General features: G+C 48.2%; 19 protein-coding genes. 13 read left to right on the forward strand and 6 right to left on the reverse strand.

The features are described 5' to 3' along the window. Positions 1 to 77: 77 nt before the first annotated feature. The 4 genes from gspF (at position 78) to JZ784_RS10745 (ending at position 3,075) form a co-directional block, all read left to right on the forward strand. Positions 78 to 1,283: a type II secretion system inner membrane protein GspF gene (gene gspF, locus JZ784_RS10730; protein ID WP_346314867.1), complete on the forward strand. Its 1,206-nt coding sequence runs from the start codon at positions 78 to 80 to the stop codon at positions 1,281 to 1,283. An 82-nt stretch (positions 1,284 to 1,365) separates the two neighbouring features. Then, positions 1,366 to 1,869: a type II secretion system major pseudopilin GspG gene (gene gspG / locus JZ784_RS10735; protein ID WP_130143811.1), complete on the forward strand. Its 504-nt coding sequence runs from the start codon at positions 1,366 to 1,368 to the stop codon at positions 1,867 to 1,869. A gap of 283 nt (positions 1,870 to 2,152) precedes the next feature. Then, positions 2,153 to 2,488, forward strand: coding sequence for a hypothetical protein (locus JZ784_RS10740; RefSeq protein WP_005007086.1), 336 nt, complete (start codon positions 2,153 to 2,155; stop codon positions 2,486 to 2,488). 248 nt (positions 2,489 to 2,736) lie between these two features. Continuing rightward, positions 2,737 to 3,075: a tRNA-binding protein gene (locus JZ784_RS10745; protein ID WP_346314868.1), complete on the forward strand. Its 339-nt coding sequence runs from the start codon at positions 2,737 to 2,739 to the stop codon at positions 3,073 to 3,075. An 81-nt stretch (positions 3,076 to 3,156) separates the two neighbouring features. Here the strand turns inward: JZ784_RS10745 and lnt are convergent, their stop codons facing one another. Both lnt and JZ784_RS10755 read right to left on the reverse strand, forming a co-directional pair. Beyond that, positions 3,157 to 4,716: an apolipoprotein N-acyltransferase gene (gene lnt, locus JZ784_RS10750; protein ID WP_346314869.1), complete on the reverse strand. Its 1,560-nt coding sequence runs from the start codon at positions 4,714 to 4,716 to the stop codon at positions 3,157 to 3,159. Beyond that, positions 4,713 to 5,552: a CBS domain-containing protein gene (locus JZ784_RS10755; RefSeq protein ID WP_005007094.1), complete on the reverse strand. Its 840-nt coding sequence runs from the start codon at positions 5,550 to 5,552 to the stop codon at positions 4,713 to 4,715. The genes lnt and JZ784_RS10755 overlap by 4 nt, the downstream gene beginning before the upstream one ends. A gap of 276 nt (positions 5,553 to 5,828) precedes the next feature. Here JZ784_RS10755 and tusA point away from each other — a divergent pair, with 276 nt between their 5' ends. Further along, positions 5,829 to 6,086: a sulfurtransferase TusA gene (gene tusA, locus JZ784_RS10760; RefSeq protein WP_005007096.1), complete on the forward strand. Its 258-nt coding sequence runs from the start codon at positions 5,829 to 5,831 to the stop codon at positions 6,084 to 6,086. Positions 6,087 to 6,188: 102 nt separating this feature from the next. On the opposite strand, the gene JZ784_RS10765 is transcribed toward tusA, so the two are convergent. Further along, positions 6,189 to 7,901, reverse strand: coding sequence for an electron transfer flavoprotein-ubiquinone oxidoreductase (locus JZ784_RS10765; RefSeq protein ID WP_346314870.1), 1,713 nt, complete (start codon positions 7,899 to 7,901; stop codon positions 6,189 to 6,191). Positions 7,902 to 8,092: 191 nt separating this feature from the next. Between JZ784_RS10765 and JZ784_RS10770 the strand changes: the two genes are divergently transcribed. The 5 genes from JZ784_RS10770 to JZ784_RS10790 all read left to right on the forward strand — a co-directional run bounded on the left by JZ784_RS10770 (position 8,093) and on the right by JZ784_RS10790 (position 12,558). After that, the gene (locus tag JZ784_RS10770; protein WP_346314871.1) at positions 8,093 to 8,704 is read left to right on the forward strand and encodes a DUF1285 domain-containing protein; all 612 of its coding nucleotides are present in this window, start codon (positions 8,093 to 8,095) and stop codon (positions 8,702 to 8,704) included. A 48-nt stretch (positions 8,705 to 8,752) separates the two neighbouring features. Beyond that, positions 8,753 to 9,622 (forward strand): glutamate racemase, encoded by an 870-nt coding sequence (gene murI / locus JZ784_RS10775; RefSeq protein WP_005007103.1) that lies wholly within the window; start codon positions 8,753 to 8,755, stop codon positions 9,620 to 9,622. Positions 9,623 to 9,788: 166 nt separating this feature from the next. Beyond that, on the forward strand, positions 9,789 to 10,817 hold the full coding sequence (locus JZ784_RS10780; RefSeq protein WP_346314872.1) for a DUF4062 domain-containing protein: 1,029 nt from the start codon (positions 9,789 to 9,791) through the stop codon (positions 10,815 to 10,817). Between the two features lie 64 nt (positions 10,818 to 10,881). Further along, complete coding sequence (gene hemH / locus JZ784_RS10785; protein WP_346314873.1) at positions 10,882 to 11,895, forward strand: ferrochelatase; 1,014 nt, start codon at positions 10,882 to 10,884, stop codon at positions 11,893 to 11,895. An 18-nt stretch (positions 11,896 to 11,913) separates the two neighbouring features. Further along, complete coding sequence (locus JZ784_RS10790; RefSeq protein ID WP_346314874.1) at positions 11,914 to 12,558, forward strand: MBL fold metallo-hydrolase; 645 nt, start codon at positions 11,914 to 11,916, stop codon at positions 12,556 to 12,558. Positions 12,559 to 12,923: 365 nt separating this feature from the next. Here the strand turns inward: JZ784_RS10790 and JZ784_RS10795 are convergent, their stop codons facing one another. Further along, positions 12,924 to 13,097 carry a DNA gyrase inhibitor YacG gene (locus JZ784_RS10795; RefSeq protein WP_346314875.1) on the reverse strand — a complete coding sequence of 58 codons (174 nt, stop codon included), beginning with the start codon at positions 13,095 to 13,097 and terminating at the stop codon, positions 12,924 to 12,926. A gap of 84 nt (positions 13,098 to 13,181) precedes the next feature. Between JZ784_RS10795 and JZ784_RS10800 the strand changes: the two genes are divergently transcribed. The 3 genes from JZ784_RS10800 (at position 13,182) to JZ784_RS10810 (ending at position 15,524) form a co-directional block, all read left to right on the forward strand. Further along, positions 13,182 to 13,826: an SAM-dependent methyltransferase gene (locus tag JZ784_RS10800; protein WP_346315041.1), complete on the forward strand. Its 645-nt coding sequence runs from the start codon at positions 13,182 to 13,184 to the stop codon at positions 13,824 to 13,826. 5 nt (positions 13,827 to 13,831) lie between these two features. Beyond that, entirely contained in the window at positions 13,832 to 15,031 is a 1,200-nt protein-coding gene (locus JZ784_RS10805; RefSeq protein ID WP_346314876.1) for a TIGR03862 family flavoprotein, read from the forward strand. Between the two features lie 79 nt (positions 15,032 to 15,110). Continuing rightward, positions 15,111 to 15,524 carry a GFA family protein gene (locus tag JZ784_RS10810; protein ID WP_346314877.1) on the forward strand — a complete coding sequence of 138 codons (414 nt, stop codon included), beginning with the start codon at positions 15,111 to 15,113 and terminating at the stop codon, positions 15,522 to 15,524. 55 nt (positions 15,525 to 15,579) lie between these two features. Here the strand turns inward: JZ784_RS10810 and JZ784_RS10815 are convergent, their stop codons facing one another. Together JZ784_RS10815 and JZ784_RS10820 are read right to left on the reverse strand one after the other, a co-directional pair. Continuing rightward, entirely contained in the window at positions 15,580 to 16,161 is a 582-nt protein-coding gene (locus JZ784_RS10815) for a hypothetical protein (RefSeq protein ID WP_346314878.1), read from the reverse strand. Positions 16,162 to 16,168: 7 nt separating this feature from the next. After that, positions 16,169 to 16,951 carry a class I SAM-dependent methyltransferase gene (locus JZ784_RS10820; RefSeq protein ID WP_346314879.1) on the reverse strand — a complete coding sequence of 261 codons (783 nt, stop codon included), beginning with the start codon at positions 16,949 to 16,951 and terminating at the stop codon, positions 16,169 to 16,171. Positions 16,952 to 17,038 lie beyond the last annotated feature (87 nt).

A 17,038-nucleotide genomic window follows, 5' to 3' on the forward strand; every position in this document is an offset into this window, starting at 1 on the left:
ATATCTAAGAATATGAATGATTTTAAGGGTTGGGCGCAACTGCGCTGCCCAAATTTTTGGAAAATTAGAGCATTGCAATGCCAGCATATCAGTTTACCGCCATTGATGCTTCAGGGAAGCAGCAGAAGGGTGTGCTAGAAGGCGATTCAGCACGCCAAATCCGCCAGCAGCTGCGCGATAAAGCGCTGATTCCGGTAGCAGTCGATCCTGTCGAGCAAAAAGAGAAACGCGCGCAAAACCGCTGGTTTCAAAAAAGCATAACGTCTTATGATTTAGCGCTGTTGACCCGCCAGCTGTCTGTGCTGGTGGCTGCTTCGATTCCATTGGAAGAAGCGATCCGCGCAGTGGGCAAGCAAAATGAAAAAGCCCATGTGCAGAGCTTATTGATGTCTGTCCGCTCTAAAGTGCTGGAAGGGCACTCTTTAGCGAATGCGCTCAGTCAAGCGGGGCGGTTTCCCGAATTATATATTGCGACGATTGCCGCCGGTGAGCGTTCAGGCCATCTGGATCTGATTCTGGATCAGCTGGCGGATTACACCGAAAACCGTTTTGCCATGCAGAAGAAAGTGCAGGGCGCAATGATTTACCCGGTCATTCTGATGCTGATGTCCTTCGCTATTGTGATGGGGCTGATGACGTATGTGGTGCCGGATATTGTCAAAACCTTTGATCAGGACAAAGGCGCGCTGCCATGGATTACGGTTGCATTAATGAATGCCAGTGATTTTATCCGCGCGGCATGGCCATTCCTGCTGACAGGCGCGGCGCTGGTTTTTTTCCTGCTGGCGCGTTTTTTGCGGACGGCTGCAGGGCACTATGCTTTTGACCGGTTGACGCTGCGGCTTCCCTTATTCAGCAAGCTGTCTAAAGGCATTAATGCTGCGCGCTTTGCCAGCACGCTGTCCATTTTAACCAAGTCCGGTGTGCCGCTGGTCGATGCGCTGAAAATTGGCGCCGCGGTCAGCAATAACTGGGTGATCCGGGATTCCGTCAATTTAGCCGCCGAAAAAGTCACCGAAGGCGGCAACTTAGCGACGCAGCTGGAGCGCAGTGGTTATTTCCCGCCAATGATGGTACAAATGATTCGAAGCGGCGAAGCTTCAGGGGAGCTGGACCGGATGCTGGAGCGCGCATCGGCCATGCAGGACCGGGAAGTCTCTACGCTGATTTCAACCTTGCTGGCTTTACTGGAACCGCTGATGCTGGTGCTGATGGCCAGCATTGTTTTGGTGATTGTGATTGCAGTCATGCTGCCGATCGTGAATATGAATAATATGATTTAAATAAATTTTGAGTAAAATTTCAGATAATTGAAAGCCAAACCGGCATTTCTGCGACATGCAATATATCAATGAGAGACATGGAATGAAAAGGACTGAACTTGCTGTGAATCAAATCCACAGCGGAAGCGCAGCATGCGGACTTGCGGCACGTCAGAACGGCGCTCGAGTGAACCGCGCTTCAGGCTTTACACTGATTGAGGTGATGGTGGTGATTGTGATCCTCGGTGTTTTGGCCGCTTTGATTGTGCCGAACGTGATGGGGCGCGGTGAAAAGGCTAAAGTGGATACCACTGAAATTACTTTAAAAAGCGTGGCTGGCGCTTTAGATCAGTACAAAATGGACAATGGCAAATACCCATCTATGCAGGATGGCGGCTTAGGCGCCTTGGTGAATAAGCCAGAATCGGCAAAAAACTGGCTGCCGGGCGGCTATGTGAAAGGCGGCTATCCGAAAGACAGCTGGGAAAATGATATTCAGTATGTGATTCCAGGCGCGGAAGGCCGTCCGTATGACTTGTATTCATTTGGCGCAGACGGGCAGTCTGGCGGAGAGGACAATGATGCGGATCTTTTTTATAAAAATTAATTGAGAATCATTATTTATTCAGATTTTATGGAATAAAGCACTTCACTTAATAGGTTATTTCAATGTTGAGTGAAGTGATAATCAATGTTAATTAAATTAAATAATATAAGTTGCTGTAAAATAAAAATATTATATAATAATTCTATTTGATATTTATAATAAGAATTATTCCCAAAATTATTGATTACAATAATCGTAAAATATGGAGAAATATAAGCTTTTAATTTAAATAAAACCTTGCATAATATCTCTAATGGCACTTTTTCAGCCAAGGGAGGATAGAATGAAAGCATTAATCTTAGAAGATGAAATCAGTCAATTTCATTGGGCGATGCTGAAATCTGTTCTTTTAGTTCTCAGCATTCTTCCTGTCAGTCAAGGCATTTTGCATTTGTGGCAAAATACTGAAGGCAGCAGCCAGATTATGGTTGGCTTCTTTGCGATCAGCATGATGAGCAGCCTGCTGGTTTTGAGTTTCTGGTCCGCACTGCAGGCCACTGTTGCAAAATTAAAGCAAGATCAGCAATCCGTGTTTGAACATGCGGTTGTGCAGATGTACCGTTATGTTCCAATGCTGTCATTGGCTGCGATGATTTCATATATTGCCGTGCAATTTTAAATCAAGGCGCCGTCATTAATATGGCGTTGAAGGACGCGTTTGAAATTTTGAAGCATTCTAAAAAAACCAGAGCGATGACTCTGGTTTTTTTATGGAAAATTGGCGGACTCTATTTTTTGAATGGTCTGCTTTTAATCCTGTCGAAATTGTCCAGATTGCGGGATGCCTTGTCTGTTTCAGCACAGGGCAATGCGCCAAGGCTTGCTTATACTGTGGATGAATAAAAACATGCAGGAGCAATGCAAAGAATGCAGCAGATTGAATGGAATGATTTTTTGAAAGTGGAGATCCGTGCCGGAAGAGTTATTCAGGCGGAGGTCTTTGAGCAGGCGCGCAAGCCAGCCTATATTTTGCATGTGGATTTTGGCGCAGAGCTGGGCATCAAAAAATCCAGTGCGCAAATTACGCAGCTGTATCAGCCTGAGCAGCTGGTGGGCAAGCTGGTCGCTGCAGTGGTGAATTTCCCGAAAAAGCAGATTGGTCCTATTCAGTCCGAATGCCTGGTCACGGGTTTTCATAATGCAGATGGATATGTTGCATTGTGCGTGCCGGATGCTGAGGTGCCTTTGGGCACAAAACTGCTTTGAATTCTAGATCTGTAAAAAAACCGAGCTGAAGCTCGGTTTTTAATTTTTCTGATTCAATTTTATTTTCAGGCTGGCAGGCAATTATCGGCGTGATTTAAACGATACATCGACTTTGCGCGGACGGTAAATCCAGCCCATAATCAGCAGCAGGAGTGAGAAAGCCAAAATTGGCCAATCGCTGAGGCGCATATACAGGGTTTCACCTTGCATTGCCGGCAGATCGCCGCGCAGCACGGCTTCTTTATCCATCGGCGCCTGTTTCACAATATGTCCATGATGGTCAATAAACGCGGTCACGCCGGTATTGGTGGCGCGGATAAACCAGCGGCCGTTTTCCTTCGCGCGCATTTGCACCATTTGCAGATGCTGCAATGGGCCTGCTGTGCCGGTAAACCAAGCGTCGTTGGATACGGTCACCAGAAAATCACTCTGCTGCGCATTGCGCCGGGTCAGGTTCGGGTAAGCCACTTCGTAGCAGATGGCCGCGCCTAAATCATGATGCTTCACAGACAAGGGCTTTTGATCACTGGCGCCGCGGGAAAATCCGCTCATGGATGGGTCATTCTGCAGGGCAGGCAGCACCCAGCTGAGCAGGCCGGACAGCGGAATATATTCACCAAACGGCACTAAGCGCTGTTTTTTGTATAGTCCTTCAGATTCGTCACCGGTTGCCATGATGCTGTTGTAGTACATCGGCTGGCCTTCGCGCTTCGATTCAGGCAGATCCCAGTAAGGAATGCCCGTAACCCATGCTGTGCCGGTTTTTTTTGCCTGCGCATTCATGGCGTCTAAAAACGGCTCAATGTCGGTTTGGAACAGCGGAATGGACGATTCAGGCCAAACGATGAGATCGCGGCCCCATTCAGTCCGGCTCAGCTGGGCATAAATCATTAAGGTTTTGGTTTGATATTCGGTCAGCCATTTTAAGTCCTGCGGAATATTGCCCTGTATCAGTGAAACCGATAATGGCTTTTCAGCTTTCTGCTCGACAAAGGTGAGCTGGGATGCTCCCCATGCGCCGAGGAGTAAAACAGCAGCGGGCACAATCCAAAACATTTTTCTATTCAGAATCTCAACCAGCGCGCAGGCGAGAACAATCACTGCGAAAGATACGCCAAATACCCCAAACAATGGCGCATAGCTGTCGAGATAGCGTTCCGTAAACGCATAACCGGCAAACAGCCACGGGAAGCCAGTAAAGACCCAGGTTTTGGCCCATTCAAACAGCACCCACAGCGGCGCAAAGGTTAAGGGGGTTTCTGGGAAAAAGCGCCGGTATAGCCATGTCTGCACCGCAGTGAACAGCCCCATCACTAAGGCCATAATGGCAATCATCAAGACGCTTAAAAAAGAATTGGTGTCGCCGTAGACATGAATGGAGGTATACAGCCAGAATGCGCCGACAAACCATAAGCCAATGCCATACGACCAGCCAATGGCAAAAGCTTGCTTGGCTGGTCGTTTACGCAGGCAGGCATACAGCAGTGCCGGAGATAGAATCGCCAGCCACCAGTAATAATAGGGCGCCAGCGCAAAGCTGAAGACTGCGCCGGAAAACAGCGCAATCAGCAAAGGGTAAATTAACGGGAGCTGTTTTTGTTGTTCTGCAGGATTTAACAGTTTGTCAAAATAGGTTCTCATTTACGGACAGCTCGAATCAGATGGATAGTGCGCGCATCTGCCTCCAGAATGGTAAATTCCCAATTTTCAAGTTCAATGACCTGACCTTGCAAATCGCTCACTAGACCAATTTCCTGAAGCAAAAGACCGCCGACAGTTTCTACTTCATCGTCAGAAAAATCTGCATCTAAAACATTGTTGAAATGTTCAATTGGTGTAAGCGCTTGAACCAGCCAGGTATTGGCTGTTTTCGGATCTGCGTCGGGGATGATGAATTCAGCTTCTTCATCAATGTTGTCGTGCTCATCTTCAATTTCACCGACAATTTCTTCTAAAATGTCTTCAAGGGTGACTAAGCCTGAAGTTGTGCCGTACTCATCAATCACCACGGCAATATGTGTTTGCGTATTTTTCAGCATGCGCAAGACTTGATCTGAGCGGGCGCTTTCGGGAACAAACAGCGGCTGGCGCATCAGCGCGCGGACATCGACTTTAGAACTGCGGTCCGTTAAGAATGGCAGCAGGTCTTTGGCCAGCAAAATGCCCACGACATTATCGGGCTGATCTGATGAAAATACCGGAAAGCGTGAATGCGCCGATTCAATCAGCACATGCAGAATATCCAGCAGTTCATCATCTTCCTGAAGGCTGATCATCGCTGTGCGCGGGGTCATGACCTCTCGGATTTTTGTTGCAGGAAGGTCAAGCACGCCTTCAAGCATGGCAACAGTATCGGGTTCTAAAAAACGACGTGAATCTTGTACTAATTTTAACAGTTCATCGCGGGTTTCCGGCGCAGTGCCTAGCCATTTACGTAAGCCGCGCATGCCCCACGACGGGCCTGATTCATCGTTCATGATCTTTCCTGAAGACGCTTAATATCTAAAAAATGTGATTTTATCATACCGCAGAAAATACAGTTGTCTATGCCTATTCCAAAGGGAAATCTGAATGTTCAGATCAAAATCCTGCAAGCGGCGGATGCCTGCCTGCAGCGCATAAGAATAGGCTCATTGAGCGCTTTACGCCCTGTCTGTGCGGATGACTTGGATGCCCAGGGGATAAGCCGCGGCATACTGAATTTGGCGCAGGCTATGCTAAACTAGCTGGGTTTTCTTTTTTTGAGCTGTGCGATGTCTGAACCTGCAATTATCCCGAGCATTCAGTTAAATACCCGTGGCCTGCGCTGTCCGGAGCCCGTCATGATGCTGCATCAGGCAATCCGCAAGTCAAAGTCTGGAGATGTGGTGGAAGTATTTGCGACGGATAATTCTACTTCTTGGGATATCCCAAAATTCTGCATGCATTTAGGGCATGAACTGCTGCTGCAGGAAGAGCGCTTGGATGAAAACGGCAATAAGGAATTTCATTATTTAGTTCAAAAGGGCTAACGCTTTTTGAAGTATTGGAATATTTTGATTCTTATCATTTTAAATTCATTTTTAAAAATTAAACCCGCATAATGCGGGTTTAATTTATTAATCTGAAATAGATTACATGTTCGGGTAGTTCGGACCGCCGCCGCCCTCAGGCGTTACCCAAGTGATGTTTTGAGAAGGGTCTTTAATATCACAGGTTTTACAGTGCACACAGTTGGCTGCATTGATTTGGAAACGCTTCGAACCGTCATCATTTTCCATGATTTCGTAAACACCGGCAGGGCAGTAGCGCTGAGCAGGCTCATCCCATTTTGGCAAGTTTACATTCACAGGAATAGAGGCATCAGTCAGCTTCAAGTGAGCAGGCTGATTTTCTTCATGTACAGTGTTGGATACGAATACTGAAGACAAGCGGTCAAAGGTCAGCTTGCCATCCGGTTTTGGATAGTTCGGCTTCACATTGTTGGCATCCACTGTTTTCAGCGCGCTGAAGTCAGGCTGCAAGTCATGCAGCGTGAATGGCACTTTAAAGACGTTTTGATCAATAAAGTTGAACGCGCCGCCTGCAAACGTACCAAACTTATGCATGGCTGGGCCAAAATTGCGCGCGTTATAAAGCTCTTCTTTCAGCCAGCTGCTGTTGAACTTCTCGGTATAAGCCGTCAATTCTTTCGCGAAGAAATCTTCACCTTCAGTGACGCGGGCAATGGCAAGATCACCGCCTTTTTCTACACCGGCTGCAATTGCTTCAAATACCGCTTCACCGCACAGCATGCCGGATTTCATCGCCGTATGAGAGCCTTTAATTTTTGCAAAGTTCAGGAAGCCTGCATCATCACCAATCAAAGAACCGCCTGGGAAAGTAAACTTCGGCAGAGAGTTGAAGCCGCCTTTTACGACTGCACGCGCGCCATAAGAAATGCGTTTGCCGCCTTCAAGATACTGCTTAATCAGCGGGTGGGTTTTCCAGCGCTGCATTTCCATGAATGGATACATGTGCGGGTTGGTGTATGACAGATCGACAATCATACCCAAAGTCACTTGGTTGTTTTCCGCATGGTACAGCCACCAGCCGCCTGAAGAACCAGTTTCAGTCAATGGCCAGCCAGCACCGTGCATCACTGTGCCGGCTTTATGTTTAGCCGGGTCAATTTCCCAAAGCTCTTTAATGCCGATGCCGTAATGCTGCGGATCTGCGTCTTTGTCTAAATCAAACTTCGCAATGAGGCGCTTGCCCAAGTGGCCGCGGCAGCCTTCAGCAAAAATGGTGTATTTTGCATGCAGCTCATAGCCAGGGGTAAAGTTGTGCGTCGGTTCGCCGTCTTTGCCAATGCCCATGTCGCCGGTTTGAATGCCTTTGACAGAACCATCTTCATGGTAAAGGATTTCAGACGCCGCAAAACCCGGGAAGATCGATACTTCAAGCTCTTCCGCTTTTGCGCCTAACCAGCGCACTACGTTGCCGAGAGAAATGACATAGTTGCCATCATTGTGCATGGTTTTCGGCACCATCCAATACGGCATTTCCTGTGATTTTTCATCAGACAGCAAGAAGTAGGTTTTGTCTTCAGTCACTGGAACATTCAAAGGCGCGCCTTCTTCTTTCCAGTTCGGGAACAATTCATTGATTGCGCGCGGTTCAAGCACAGCGCCAGAGAGGATGTGCGCACCGACTTCGGAGCCCTTTTCCACGACACAAACGGACAGATCGTTCAGGTTATTTTCAATTGCAAGTTGACGGATTTTAATCGCAGCAGAAAGGCCAGCAGGGCCTGCGCCAACGATGACTACGTCAAACTCCATCGATTCACGTTCGATGTGTTCCATGTAGGACTCCTCATCTGGTTTAAAGGTGGCTACCGCTTTTGACTCTAAAAACGGCGCTGCCATGAGTGTTCTTTGCTTCCAGACACAAATAAATTATCGTGTCATTTATATTGTGGGCTAGTATAGTTTTAAACATTGGTCTAGCCAATTGGCTGAATCATCATATTTTGCCGTCATTAGGGTCTTCTGCTATGAATAATCAAGAAAAAACACCAAATCCGACGAAAACAGCAGCTCTTGGCGATAATAAAAATTTAATGGGTATTGCACAATACTTAAAAGATGGACAGTCCGGTCACAAAAAGTCAATTCCGCCTTTGGATCAATGGCACCCAAAGCACTGCGGTGCCATGGATTTAGAGGTTAAGGCAAATGGAGAATGGTGGCACGAAGGTCAATTGATCAAGCGGAAGGCGCTGATTGACCTGTTCTCTGCGGTGCTGTGGAAAGAAGAGGGAAAATTCTATTTAAAAACGCCAGCCGAGCAGATTGAAATACGGGTAGAAGACGAACCTTTATTTGTTAACCAGGCCAATCAAATTGAATTGCAGGGCAAATGCTATATTCAGCTGATCACAAGCACGCAGGACGAAATTATTGTCGATGCGCAGCATCCGATTTTCATGCGTGAATTTGCTGGAGAAATGCGCCCTTATGTTGCTGTGCGTTTTGGGCTGAATGCAGTCATTCAGCGGGCGGCTTTTTTTCATTTAATTGAAATGGGCGAGATGCTTGAAAATGCGCAAGGCGAAACCATATTAAGCCTGAAAAGCGGCGATTTTCACTTGCAATTAGGCGCCTGAGGTTTAAGCTTTTCATCATCTCAAACTGCAACTTCTGAATTTGAAGCTATGACCGCTATTCATCCTATTTATCCGCTGAATGATCCAATGCCGAAAGCTGCTGCTGATGCGCCAATTGGGATTTTTGATTCGGGCATTGGCGGCTTGTCGGTGGCTCAGGAAATTGCGCGGCATTTGCCGAATGAGCACATTGTCTATTATGCCGATACTGCGCATGTGCCGTATGGCCCCAGAGATGATCAGGAAATCCGGGAACTCACTGCGCACGCTATTGAGTGGCTGTACAGAAAAGGATGCAAAGTTGCAGTCGTGGCTTGCAATACCGCATCCGCGTTCAGTTTGGATTATCTGCGCGCGCACTATGGCGAAAATTTTCCGATTATCGGCTTAGTGCCCGCCTTAAAGCCTGCCGTGCTGCAAAGCAAAACCAAAACGGTCGCCGTGCTGGCCACTCCGGCAACCTTCAGAGGCCAGCTGATTAAAGAAATTGTGGAGCGTTTTGCCAAACCTGCCCAAGTGCAGGTCATGTCTGTGACCAATTTGGATTTGGTGCCATTTGTGGAAGCCGGCGCGCAAATGAGCGCGGCTTGCCTGCAGACGCTGCAGGAGATTTTGCAGCCTGCTGTTGATCAAGGTGCTGACTTTTTAGTTTTAGGCTGTACCCATTATCCTTTCTTAAAACCCGCCATTCAGCATATTTTTGGTCAGAAACTGACATTAATTGACTCTGGATTTGCCGTTGCGCGTCAAACAGCCCGCATTTTAATAAAAAATGAGTTATTATTTGAGCAAGATCGAAAAGATGCTGTCCGCATCGAGTGCTACGTCAGTGGGCGAAATGCGGAAAATTTAAAGCCAATTTTAAGCCGCCTGATTTCAGAAGATTTGACTTGGACGGTGGAGAATATTAGCAATTAAAGGCTGAATAAATTAATGCAGCTTTTTTATTGTTTTAGTAATAATTATTTATAGATTAAGCATTTAGAAATTAAGTGTTTATATTGGGGTAGTCATATTAGCAGCCAGAGCATGCGGGATATTAACTGCTTCGCACTGCGGTATGCAATTGGAATGAGGATAACCAATGCTCGATAAGCGTTATCAGGTTTTTATTTCAACTTCTGGCGCTGAAATGCAGCCAGAACGGATGGTTTTAGCTCAAACATTGGTGGGAATGGGGTTCTTTTCCTGGGGGTTGGAGCAGCGTACACCGCTAAGCACTGCATTTGCGCGGCGTCAAATTGATGATTGCGATTATGTTGTGGTGCTGTTGGGCAGTTCCTACGGCGAACAGTCTGTTTCCGGCGTGGGCTATATGCATTTAGAATATATTTATGCAGTGACCAAGCAAAAACCGATTATTGTGTTTATGCATGATGAGCCTGCAGCCCGGGAAGCTGCCTTGCATGATGATAAGCCTGAATTGCGCGATAAGTTCCAAGAGTTCCGTAAGCTGCTTCAAAATGAGGTAGATCAAGTGTTTACCTATCGAAGCTTGCGTGATTTAGAAATGGCAGTGCGTTTTAATCTGCCGCAAATGCTGGAGCGCTACCCCGTGCTGGGCTGGGTGCGTCCGCAGAATACGCAAGTCTTGCAGGATGAAATTGACCAGCTGAAAAACAAGCTGGAGCAGCTGGAAACCGAGTCAGGCAAGCGGGAAGTCGATCCTTTCCTGAGTTTGCCTAAAGTATCGATGCATGAGTTTTTTTCGTTTGAATACCGCATGCATGCTTATCAGGACGGCAACTTCAAAGAGCTGAAAATTCAGAAAAAAATGACTTGGGCGCAGCTGCTGTCTGTATTGGGCTCAACCTTTGTTCATCCGACGCCGGAAGAGTTTTTTTCCAAGCGGATGAATGAATATCTAAATGAAACAGGCCTGCAGGATGCCCGCATGGACATGCCGCGCGCGCATGCAGTCGCCCGCGCGCAAGTCAATATCCGCGCATTGCACAGTATTAAAATGCAGATGCGCCAAAACGAATGGATTATTCAGTCTGGACGTGATGACCGCCAGCGCATGCTGTGGCAGGTGACGCCAAAAGCGCAAAAGCTGATGGAAAGCAATTTATTGGATAATGATCGGGTTTTTCAATTTAAAACTCAGTATTAATCCATTTATGAAGTTTTTAGAAAGCTGATAGAGTAGTCGTGTTCATTTAGATTGGAATGGTTTGATGTCTGCTGCAGCGAAAGCGAAAATCACAATTATTTTGGCAAATCTGGGTACTCCGGATTCGCCAGCAGTTCCTGCAGTGCGCCAATTTTTGAAGCAGTTTTTATCCGATCAGCGTGTGATCGAAATTCCGAAGCCGGTTTGGCAGCTGATATTGCGGCTGTTTATTTTGCCGTTCCGCCCTAAGCGTGTAGCGCATGCCTATAAAACCGTGTGGAATCTTGATTCGCCGATGCGTGAAATTTTACTGCAGCAAGTGCAGGCGGTAAAAGCGCATCTGCTTCCGCTGTATCCTGAATTTGAATTGAATATTGTTCCTGCCATGACCTATGGCAATCCCGGCATTGATGCATTGCTGCAGCAGCTGTCAAAACAGCAGCAGGATCATTTGATTTTATTGCCCTTGTTTCCGCAGTATTCCGCGACATCTACCGCACCGCTGTATGATGCCTTGGCAAAGTGGATTCCGCAGCAGCGCAGCCTGCCCGGCCTGTCGATTATTCGGGATTACTATCAGCATCCGCTATTTATTCAGTCACTGGCGCAGAGCGTGCGTGAATATCAGGCTATGCACGGCCAGCCGGAAAAATTGCTGATGTCATTTCATGGCATTCCTCAGCCGTATGCTGACAAAGGGGACCCTTATGCTGACCGCTGCCGTGTTACAGCGCAGCTGCTGGCAGAGGCCTTGGGTTTGAGGGCAGATCAATGGGCCATCAGCTTCCAGTCGCGTTTTGGCAAGCAGGAATGGGTCAAGCCTTATACCGATGCTTTGCTGCATGAGTGGGCGAGCCAAGGCGTCAACTCTGTACAGGTGATGAGCCCTGCATTTTCGGCAGACTGCTTGGAAACGCTGGAAGAGCTGGCAGTTGAAAATGCCGCGCTGTTTGCAGAAGCTGGCGGCGGCAGCTACAGCTATATTCCAGCTTTAAATGCCCGCGCAGATCATTTGCAATTGCTCAATGCTTTGCTTCAAGCTAATCTTGACGCCTTAAAGCACACATTAGCCCACTGATATTTGAGGTTTAGCCAAATGCTGCAAGTCAAAATTGTGCCGGTCACGGCATTCCAGCAAAACTGTTCCATTGTCTGGGATTCTGAAAGCAAAGAAGCGGTTTTGATTGATGCCGGCGGTGAGCCTGAAAAGCTGCAGGCGGAAGTGGAAGCGCTGGGCTTAAAGGTGAAGGCGCTGTGGCTGACGCATGGCCATTTGGATCATGCGGGCGCCGTAGGCGCCTTGAAAAAAGTCTGGAATGTGCCCGTCATCGGCCCGCATAAAGAAGATGCGTTTTGGCTGGATATGATTCAGGAGGTCTCTGCGCGCTACGGTTTTCCGATTCCCGAAAAAGTCGACGTGACGACGTGGCTGGAGGGCGGTGAAGTGCTCAAACTGGGGGAGGAAGAGTTTGAGGTGCGTTTTGCACCGGGCCATACGCCAGGCCATGTGATGTTCTATAACCCAAATTATGGCCTGCTTTGGACAGGAGATGTACTGTTTAAGGGTTCAATTGGCCGTACCGATTTCCCGCGTGGCAATCATCAGCAGCTGCTGGACTCGATTCAGCGTGAATGCTTCAGCCTGCCGGATGAAACGCAGTTTATTTCAGGCCATGGCCCCATCAGCACCATTGGCTTTGAAAAACAGCATAATCCTTTTGTTGCAGGCAAAGCGGGTTAAAAGACACAGGCTGGAGCAGGCGCTTCAGCCTTTTTCAAAGGGATTAGATAATATCTTTTTCATTTCCAAAAAAAGTAAGCCTGAAGCAGAGCTTAAGAGCACGCCGGCAGCAATAAAAATAAGGTCAGCGTTGTAAAACCCCAATATCAAACAGCTGATACTGAATAAAGTGAATATGCCTAATATGGCGTAAAGCAGTTTTATTTTCATGCTTGAGACTCCCCTGAAGCACTTTTGTGGTCAGTTTTTATTAATTTGTGGTCAATTTTTATTATTTATCTCTACAGCGTAGCTTTTATACGCTACAGAGATGACATTATTCTTAATTTTTTAAAAAACAAGCCCTAAAGCGGCCTAAAATTGAATTATTCTTCTGAGCCTTCCGCTTGAGGGGCATCTTGTGTTGACAATTTATAGTCTTCATTGGCCCATGCGCCTAAATCAATCATTTTGCAGCGTTCAGAACAAAAAGGGCGGTATTCATTGTCTTCCCAGGTGGTCAGCTCAGCGCATCGCGGGCAGTTTAGAAGGGTCGGCATGGCGAGACTCCAGCAAAAATAGAGGATTCGATTAGGCAAATACAGTCACAATTGTTAGACTTATGCCGTTTTCATTAGTTTGATCTGATTATGCCGATTCGTCAATTTCAAGCGCAGCGCATGCATGCTCCCCGTGATTTTCAAGCGATTGCCAATCAGCCGGTTTGTGTCGAAATCGGCGCAGGCAAAGGCAAGCACGCTTTGCTGTTCAGCGGCCAAAATCCAGAAAAACAGCTGATCGCAGTGGAGCGCACCCGCGAAAAATTTCTATCGATGCAAAAACAGCATGGCTTAGAAGGTCAACAGAATTTACAGCCAATCCATGCCGATGCTTTGCCATGGGTTGTGCATGCGTTATTTCCAGCGCAAGTGGAACAGTTTTTTATTCTGTACCCGAATCCGGAACCGCATAACCCTGCGCAGCGCTGGCTGAATATGCCGTTTTTTGAATTTTTACTGTCGCGTTTAAAAACGGGCGGTCAGATCACACTCGCCAGCAATATTCCGGATTATATTGAAGAAGCGCAGCAGCAGCTGATTGAGGTCTGGAAATTGCCTTTTGTTAAAGAAGTCATTCCCGCAGATTCAGCGCGAACGCATTTTGAAATTAAGTATTTAGAGCGCGGTGAATTGTGCCAGCAGCTGATCATCACCAAGCCGGAAGGCTGTACAACACGTTTTGATGATTTTCAGCCTTTGCAGGGGCAAACTGCAGCGGCAGCGGAATAAACAGCATGAGCAAACGCATCGCGATTATTGGCGCAGGCCCGGCAGGGCTGATGGCGGCGGAGGTGCTGAGCCAGTATGGCTATGATGTGCATGTCTATGAGCAAAAGCCGACGGCTGCCCGCAAATTTTTAATGGCGGGCAAAACCGGGCTGAATATTTCGCATGCAGAGCCTGCAGCGCAGTTTATTCAGCGCTACGATCAGGCAGATTGGCTGGCGCCGTGGGTTAAACAGTGGGATGCCGCCTGGATTCAAAACTGGATGAAGGGCCTAGGCATAGATTCCTATATTGGTTCATCCGGCCGTGTATTTCCGATTGAAATGAAAGCCGCGCCGCTTTTGCGCGCTTGGCTGAAACGCTTGGCGGAAGAGGGCGTAAAATTTCATTACCGCCATCAAGTCTTGCAGGTACAGCCGCAGGCCGTGCAGTTCAAAGACTTGCTGCAGGAAGCGGTGCGTACCGAAGCATTTGACGCTGTCGTCTTGGCCTGCGGCGCAGTGTCGTGGCCTCAGCTGGGCAGTGACGGAGCATGGCAGGCATGGCTGAAGGCCGAAGAAATTGAACCCTTTCAAGCCAGCAATGCTGGGGTAGAAATTGCTTGGTCTAAATTTATGCAGCCCGTATTCGGTCAGCCGTTAAAGCGCGTAAACGCGTGGGCGGGGGAGAGCGCGAAATCAACAGGCGATATTGTCATTTCACATTATGGCTTAGAAAGCGGACTGATTTACAAACAAGGGCGCGAACTGCGCCATTTAGTCAGACAGCAGAAACCGATGGTTTTGCAGCTGGATTTGCTGCCTGATCAAAGTGTTGAACAGCTGGCAGCGAAACTGCAGCCCAGCAAAAAGCAGTCATTGAGCAATGTCTGGCGCAAAGCTGGCTTAGACAGCGCTAAAGCCAATCTGGTGCGTGAGCTGGTGGATAAGGCATTATGGACACAGCCCGAGGCTTTAGCTGGGCAGATTAAATCTTTAAAGATCGCCCTGAGCGGTTTCCGCCCGATTGAAGAAGCGATCAGCTGCGCCGGCGGCATTAAACGCGAAATGCTGACCGAACAGCTGCAGCTGAAATCCAATCCTGCGGTATTTTGCGCAGGTGAAATGCTGGACTGGGATGCGCCGACCGGCGGCTATTTGCTGACCGCATGCTTTGCGACTGGGCGGGCCGCTGGTGAAGGCGTGCATCAATTTTTGAGTGCGCAATAAAGCAGCATGTTCAGCGGTATGGAAACTCGCAGGACTGTGTTAACTTGTTCAGCAAAGATCTGACGGGAAGCAGTGAGTGATGCAAGAGAACTTCTATACAGGCAGCTGCTTATGTGGCGGCATTCAATATGAAATTCACGGTGAAATTGGCGAAATTGTGCAGTGCCACTGTCAGCGCTGCCGCAAAGCCAATGGCGCCGCTTATGCCGTGAATGCGCCAATCCGCAAAGCCGATTTCAAGCTTGTTCAAGGCGAGCACCTGTTCAAAAAATTTCAGTCGACTGAAACCACGCAGCGCTGCTTTTGCGGCGCCTGCGGTTCGCCGATCATCAGCATTAAAGCGGAGACTCCGGATTTCTACCGCTTGCGCATTGGCACTTTAGATACGCCCTTGGCGCAGAAGCCCGTCATGCACATTTTTGCAGCGTCCAAAGCGGAATGGGATGACATCTGCGATCATTTGCCGCAGTATGCCGAACGGCCTTCAGCTTAAAAATGCGGCTGCTGTTAAAAAGGGTTCCTATGAACCCTTTTTTATTTTGAGAGGCTTACTGCTTTTCTGCCGGTGATGGAATGGCAGGATATTGCTGCTGCCAATGTTCCAGCTGTTCCTGCGCATGGATAAACTGGCCTAAGCCTTTCACATTTTCACTGGGCTGTTGATTACCGGCGGCCTTGCTGTTTTGATCCGCAGGCGGCTGCCGCAGCAGTTTGCCCTGATTGTCCCAGTATTGATACATCAGGCCCTGAATATAGCGGCCTTGCTCCGTTTTTAAATCCAAGGCTTTGAGCATGGTCAGCGCAGAGTTGATATTGTCCTGCTTGCGGCTTAAGGCGAATTCTGGCGTTAAAGAGCCATCCTCTTTCATGCGCATCAGCTCATCTTCCATTTCATCGCTGACTGCGGTAAAGCGCGCGTCAAAATCAGTCAGGGCCTGAATGTCCTGCACATCATTGGCGGTCTTGGCAAAAGGCTTAACCGGTTCTGAAGCCAGTTCACGCATAATCTGATCATCTTGTGACAGATCTGCGGACGGCTTTTCCGCCTCTTTGCTGCGGTCACAGCCTGTGGCCAGCAGCGCGGCGCTGATCAGCAGCGGCAGACCTAAAACTTTAAATGCATGTGGCATAAGGCACCTATTTTCCTGCAGTTTTTTTAAAGACATACACATGGGTGGTATAGGGAAACTCAATGTCATCTTGCGCCTGTTTGCTGGTCAATTCAAATACAGTTTGTTCAAATTGCAGTTTCAGCGCCTGCTGCTGCGCTTCAGGCATGGCCGCGATAAAACTGGTGGACAACAGGCGTTTAGAAACGACCTGTTCAACCGTGCCGCAGTGCAGCTGGCGGAAGGCGGTTTCCTGATCCAGCTTAAACCATGGCTGCTGTTCAAAGGCTTTTTGCCACAGGCCGCTGTGGTAGCGTGGCGTGCCGCCTTCCAGCGGCAGCAGAATCTCAGCTAAGGCTTTCACCCAATCCGTGTTAATATCGCGCTGATTCCAAATCAGTACCAGATCGCCGTCCGGCTGTAAAATGCGCTCAATTTCAGCCAGCGTGGCTTGGTCGGCAAACCAATGAAAGGATTGCGCGCAAAAGACCGCGCGGATGGAGTGATCCGGTACTGGAATTTCACTGCTGAAAGCCTGTACAGTACTGATATCAGGATGCGCTTGGCGCAGCTGCTGCAGCATGGCGGCAACCGGGTCGACCGCGGTAATTTTTGAGCTGATGGATTTTAAATAAGGCAGAAACTTGCCGGTGCCCGCTCCCAGATCCAATAATGCATCTTGGCCGCTGAGCTTGAGATGCGATTTCAGCCAGGTGCTGATTTCGGCCGGATAACCGGGGCGCACTTGCTGATACAGCGCCGCAGCTGCGCCAAAGCCTTTTTCTGCGGCAGGATGTAGTGATTGTGTCATATTCTGCAATTTTTAATCCCTGACTCCATTATAAAATAGCATATTCCTATGAACTGCAAATTTGACTGTGTGTTGAATATTCGATGA

Origin of the sequence: Acinetobacter sp. CWB-B33 (assembly GCF_039655955.1) — a bacterium.
In the GTDB taxonomy this organism is placed as follows: domain Bacteria; phylum Pseudomonadota; class Gammaproteobacteria; order Pseudomonadales; family Moraxellaceae; genus Acinetobacter; species Acinetobacter bouvetii.

Excerpts from the sequence above, each read along its gene's own strand:
- JZ784_RS10815 (WP_346314878.1), bottom strand. The coding sequence starts at position 16,161 with ATGCCACATGCATTTAAAGTTTTAGGTCTGCCGCTGCTGATCAGCGCC.
- JZ784_RS10770 (WP_346314871.1), top strand. The coding sequence starts at position 8,093 with ATGAATAATCAAGAAAAAACACCAAATCCGACGAAAACAGCAGCTCTT.
- tusA (WP_005007096.1), top strand. The coding sequence starts at position 5,829 with ATGTCTGAACCTGCAATTATCCCGAGCATTCAGTTAAATACCCGTGGC.
- JZ784_RS10805 (WP_346314876.1), top strand. The coding sequence starts at position 13,832 with ATGAGCAAACGCATCGCGATTATTGGCGCAGGCCCGGCAGGGCTGATG.
- gspF (WP_346314867.1), top strand. The coding sequence starts at position 78 with ATGCCAGCATATCAGTTTACCGCCATTGATGCTTCAGGGAAGCAGCAG.
- JZ784_RS10795 (WP_346314875.1), bottom strand. The coding sequence starts at position 13,097 with ATGCCGACCCTTCTAAACTGCCCGCGATGCGCTGAGCTGACCACCTGG.
- JZ784_RS10745 (WP_346314868.1), top strand. The coding sequence starts at position 2,737 with ATGCAGCAGATTGAATGGAATGATTTTTTGAAAGTGGAGATCCGTGCC.
- JZ784_RS10810 (WP_346314877.1), top strand. The coding sequence starts at position 15,111 with ATGCAAGAGAACTTCTATACAGGCAGCTGCTTATGTGGCGGCATTCAA.
- lnt (WP_346314869.1), bottom strand. The coding sequence starts at position 4,716 with ATGAGAACCTATTTTGACAAACTGTTAAATCCTGCAGAACAACAAAAA.
- gspG (WP_130143811.1), top strand. The coding sequence starts at position 1,366 with ATGAAAAGGACTGAACTTGCTGTGAATCAAATCCACAGCGGAAGCGCA.
- JZ784_RS10755 (WP_005007094.1), bottom strand. The coding sequence starts at position 5,552 with ATGAACGATGAATCAGGCCCGTCGTGGGGCATGCGCGGCTTACGTAAA.
- JZ784_RS10790 (WP_346314874.1), top strand. The coding sequence starts at position 11,914 with ATGCTGCAAGTCAAAATTGTGCCGGTCACGGCATTCCAGCAAAACTGT.
- hemH (WP_346314873.1), top strand. The coding sequence starts at position 10,882 with ATGTCTGCTGCAGCGAAAGCGAAAATCACAATTATTTTGGCAAATCTG.
- JZ784_RS10765 (WP_346314870.1), bottom strand. The coding sequence starts at position 7,901 with ATGGAACACATCGAACGTGAATCGATGGAGTTTGACGTAGTCATCGTT.
- murI (WP_005007103.1), top strand. The coding sequence starts at position 8,753 with ATGACCGCTATTCATCCTATTTATCCGCTGAATGATCCAATGCCGAAA.
- JZ784_RS10780 (WP_346314872.1), top strand. The coding sequence starts at position 9,789 with ATGCTCGATAAGCGTTATCAGGTTTTTATTTCAACTTCTGGCGCTGAA.
- JZ784_RS10740 (WP_005007086.1), top strand. The coding sequence starts at position 2,153 with ATGAAAGCATTAATCTTAGAAGATGAAATCAGTCAATTTCATTGGGCG.
- JZ784_RS10820 (WP_346314879.1), bottom strand. The coding sequence starts at position 16,951 with ATGACACAATCACTACATCCTGCCGCAGAAAAAGGCTTTGGCGCAGCT.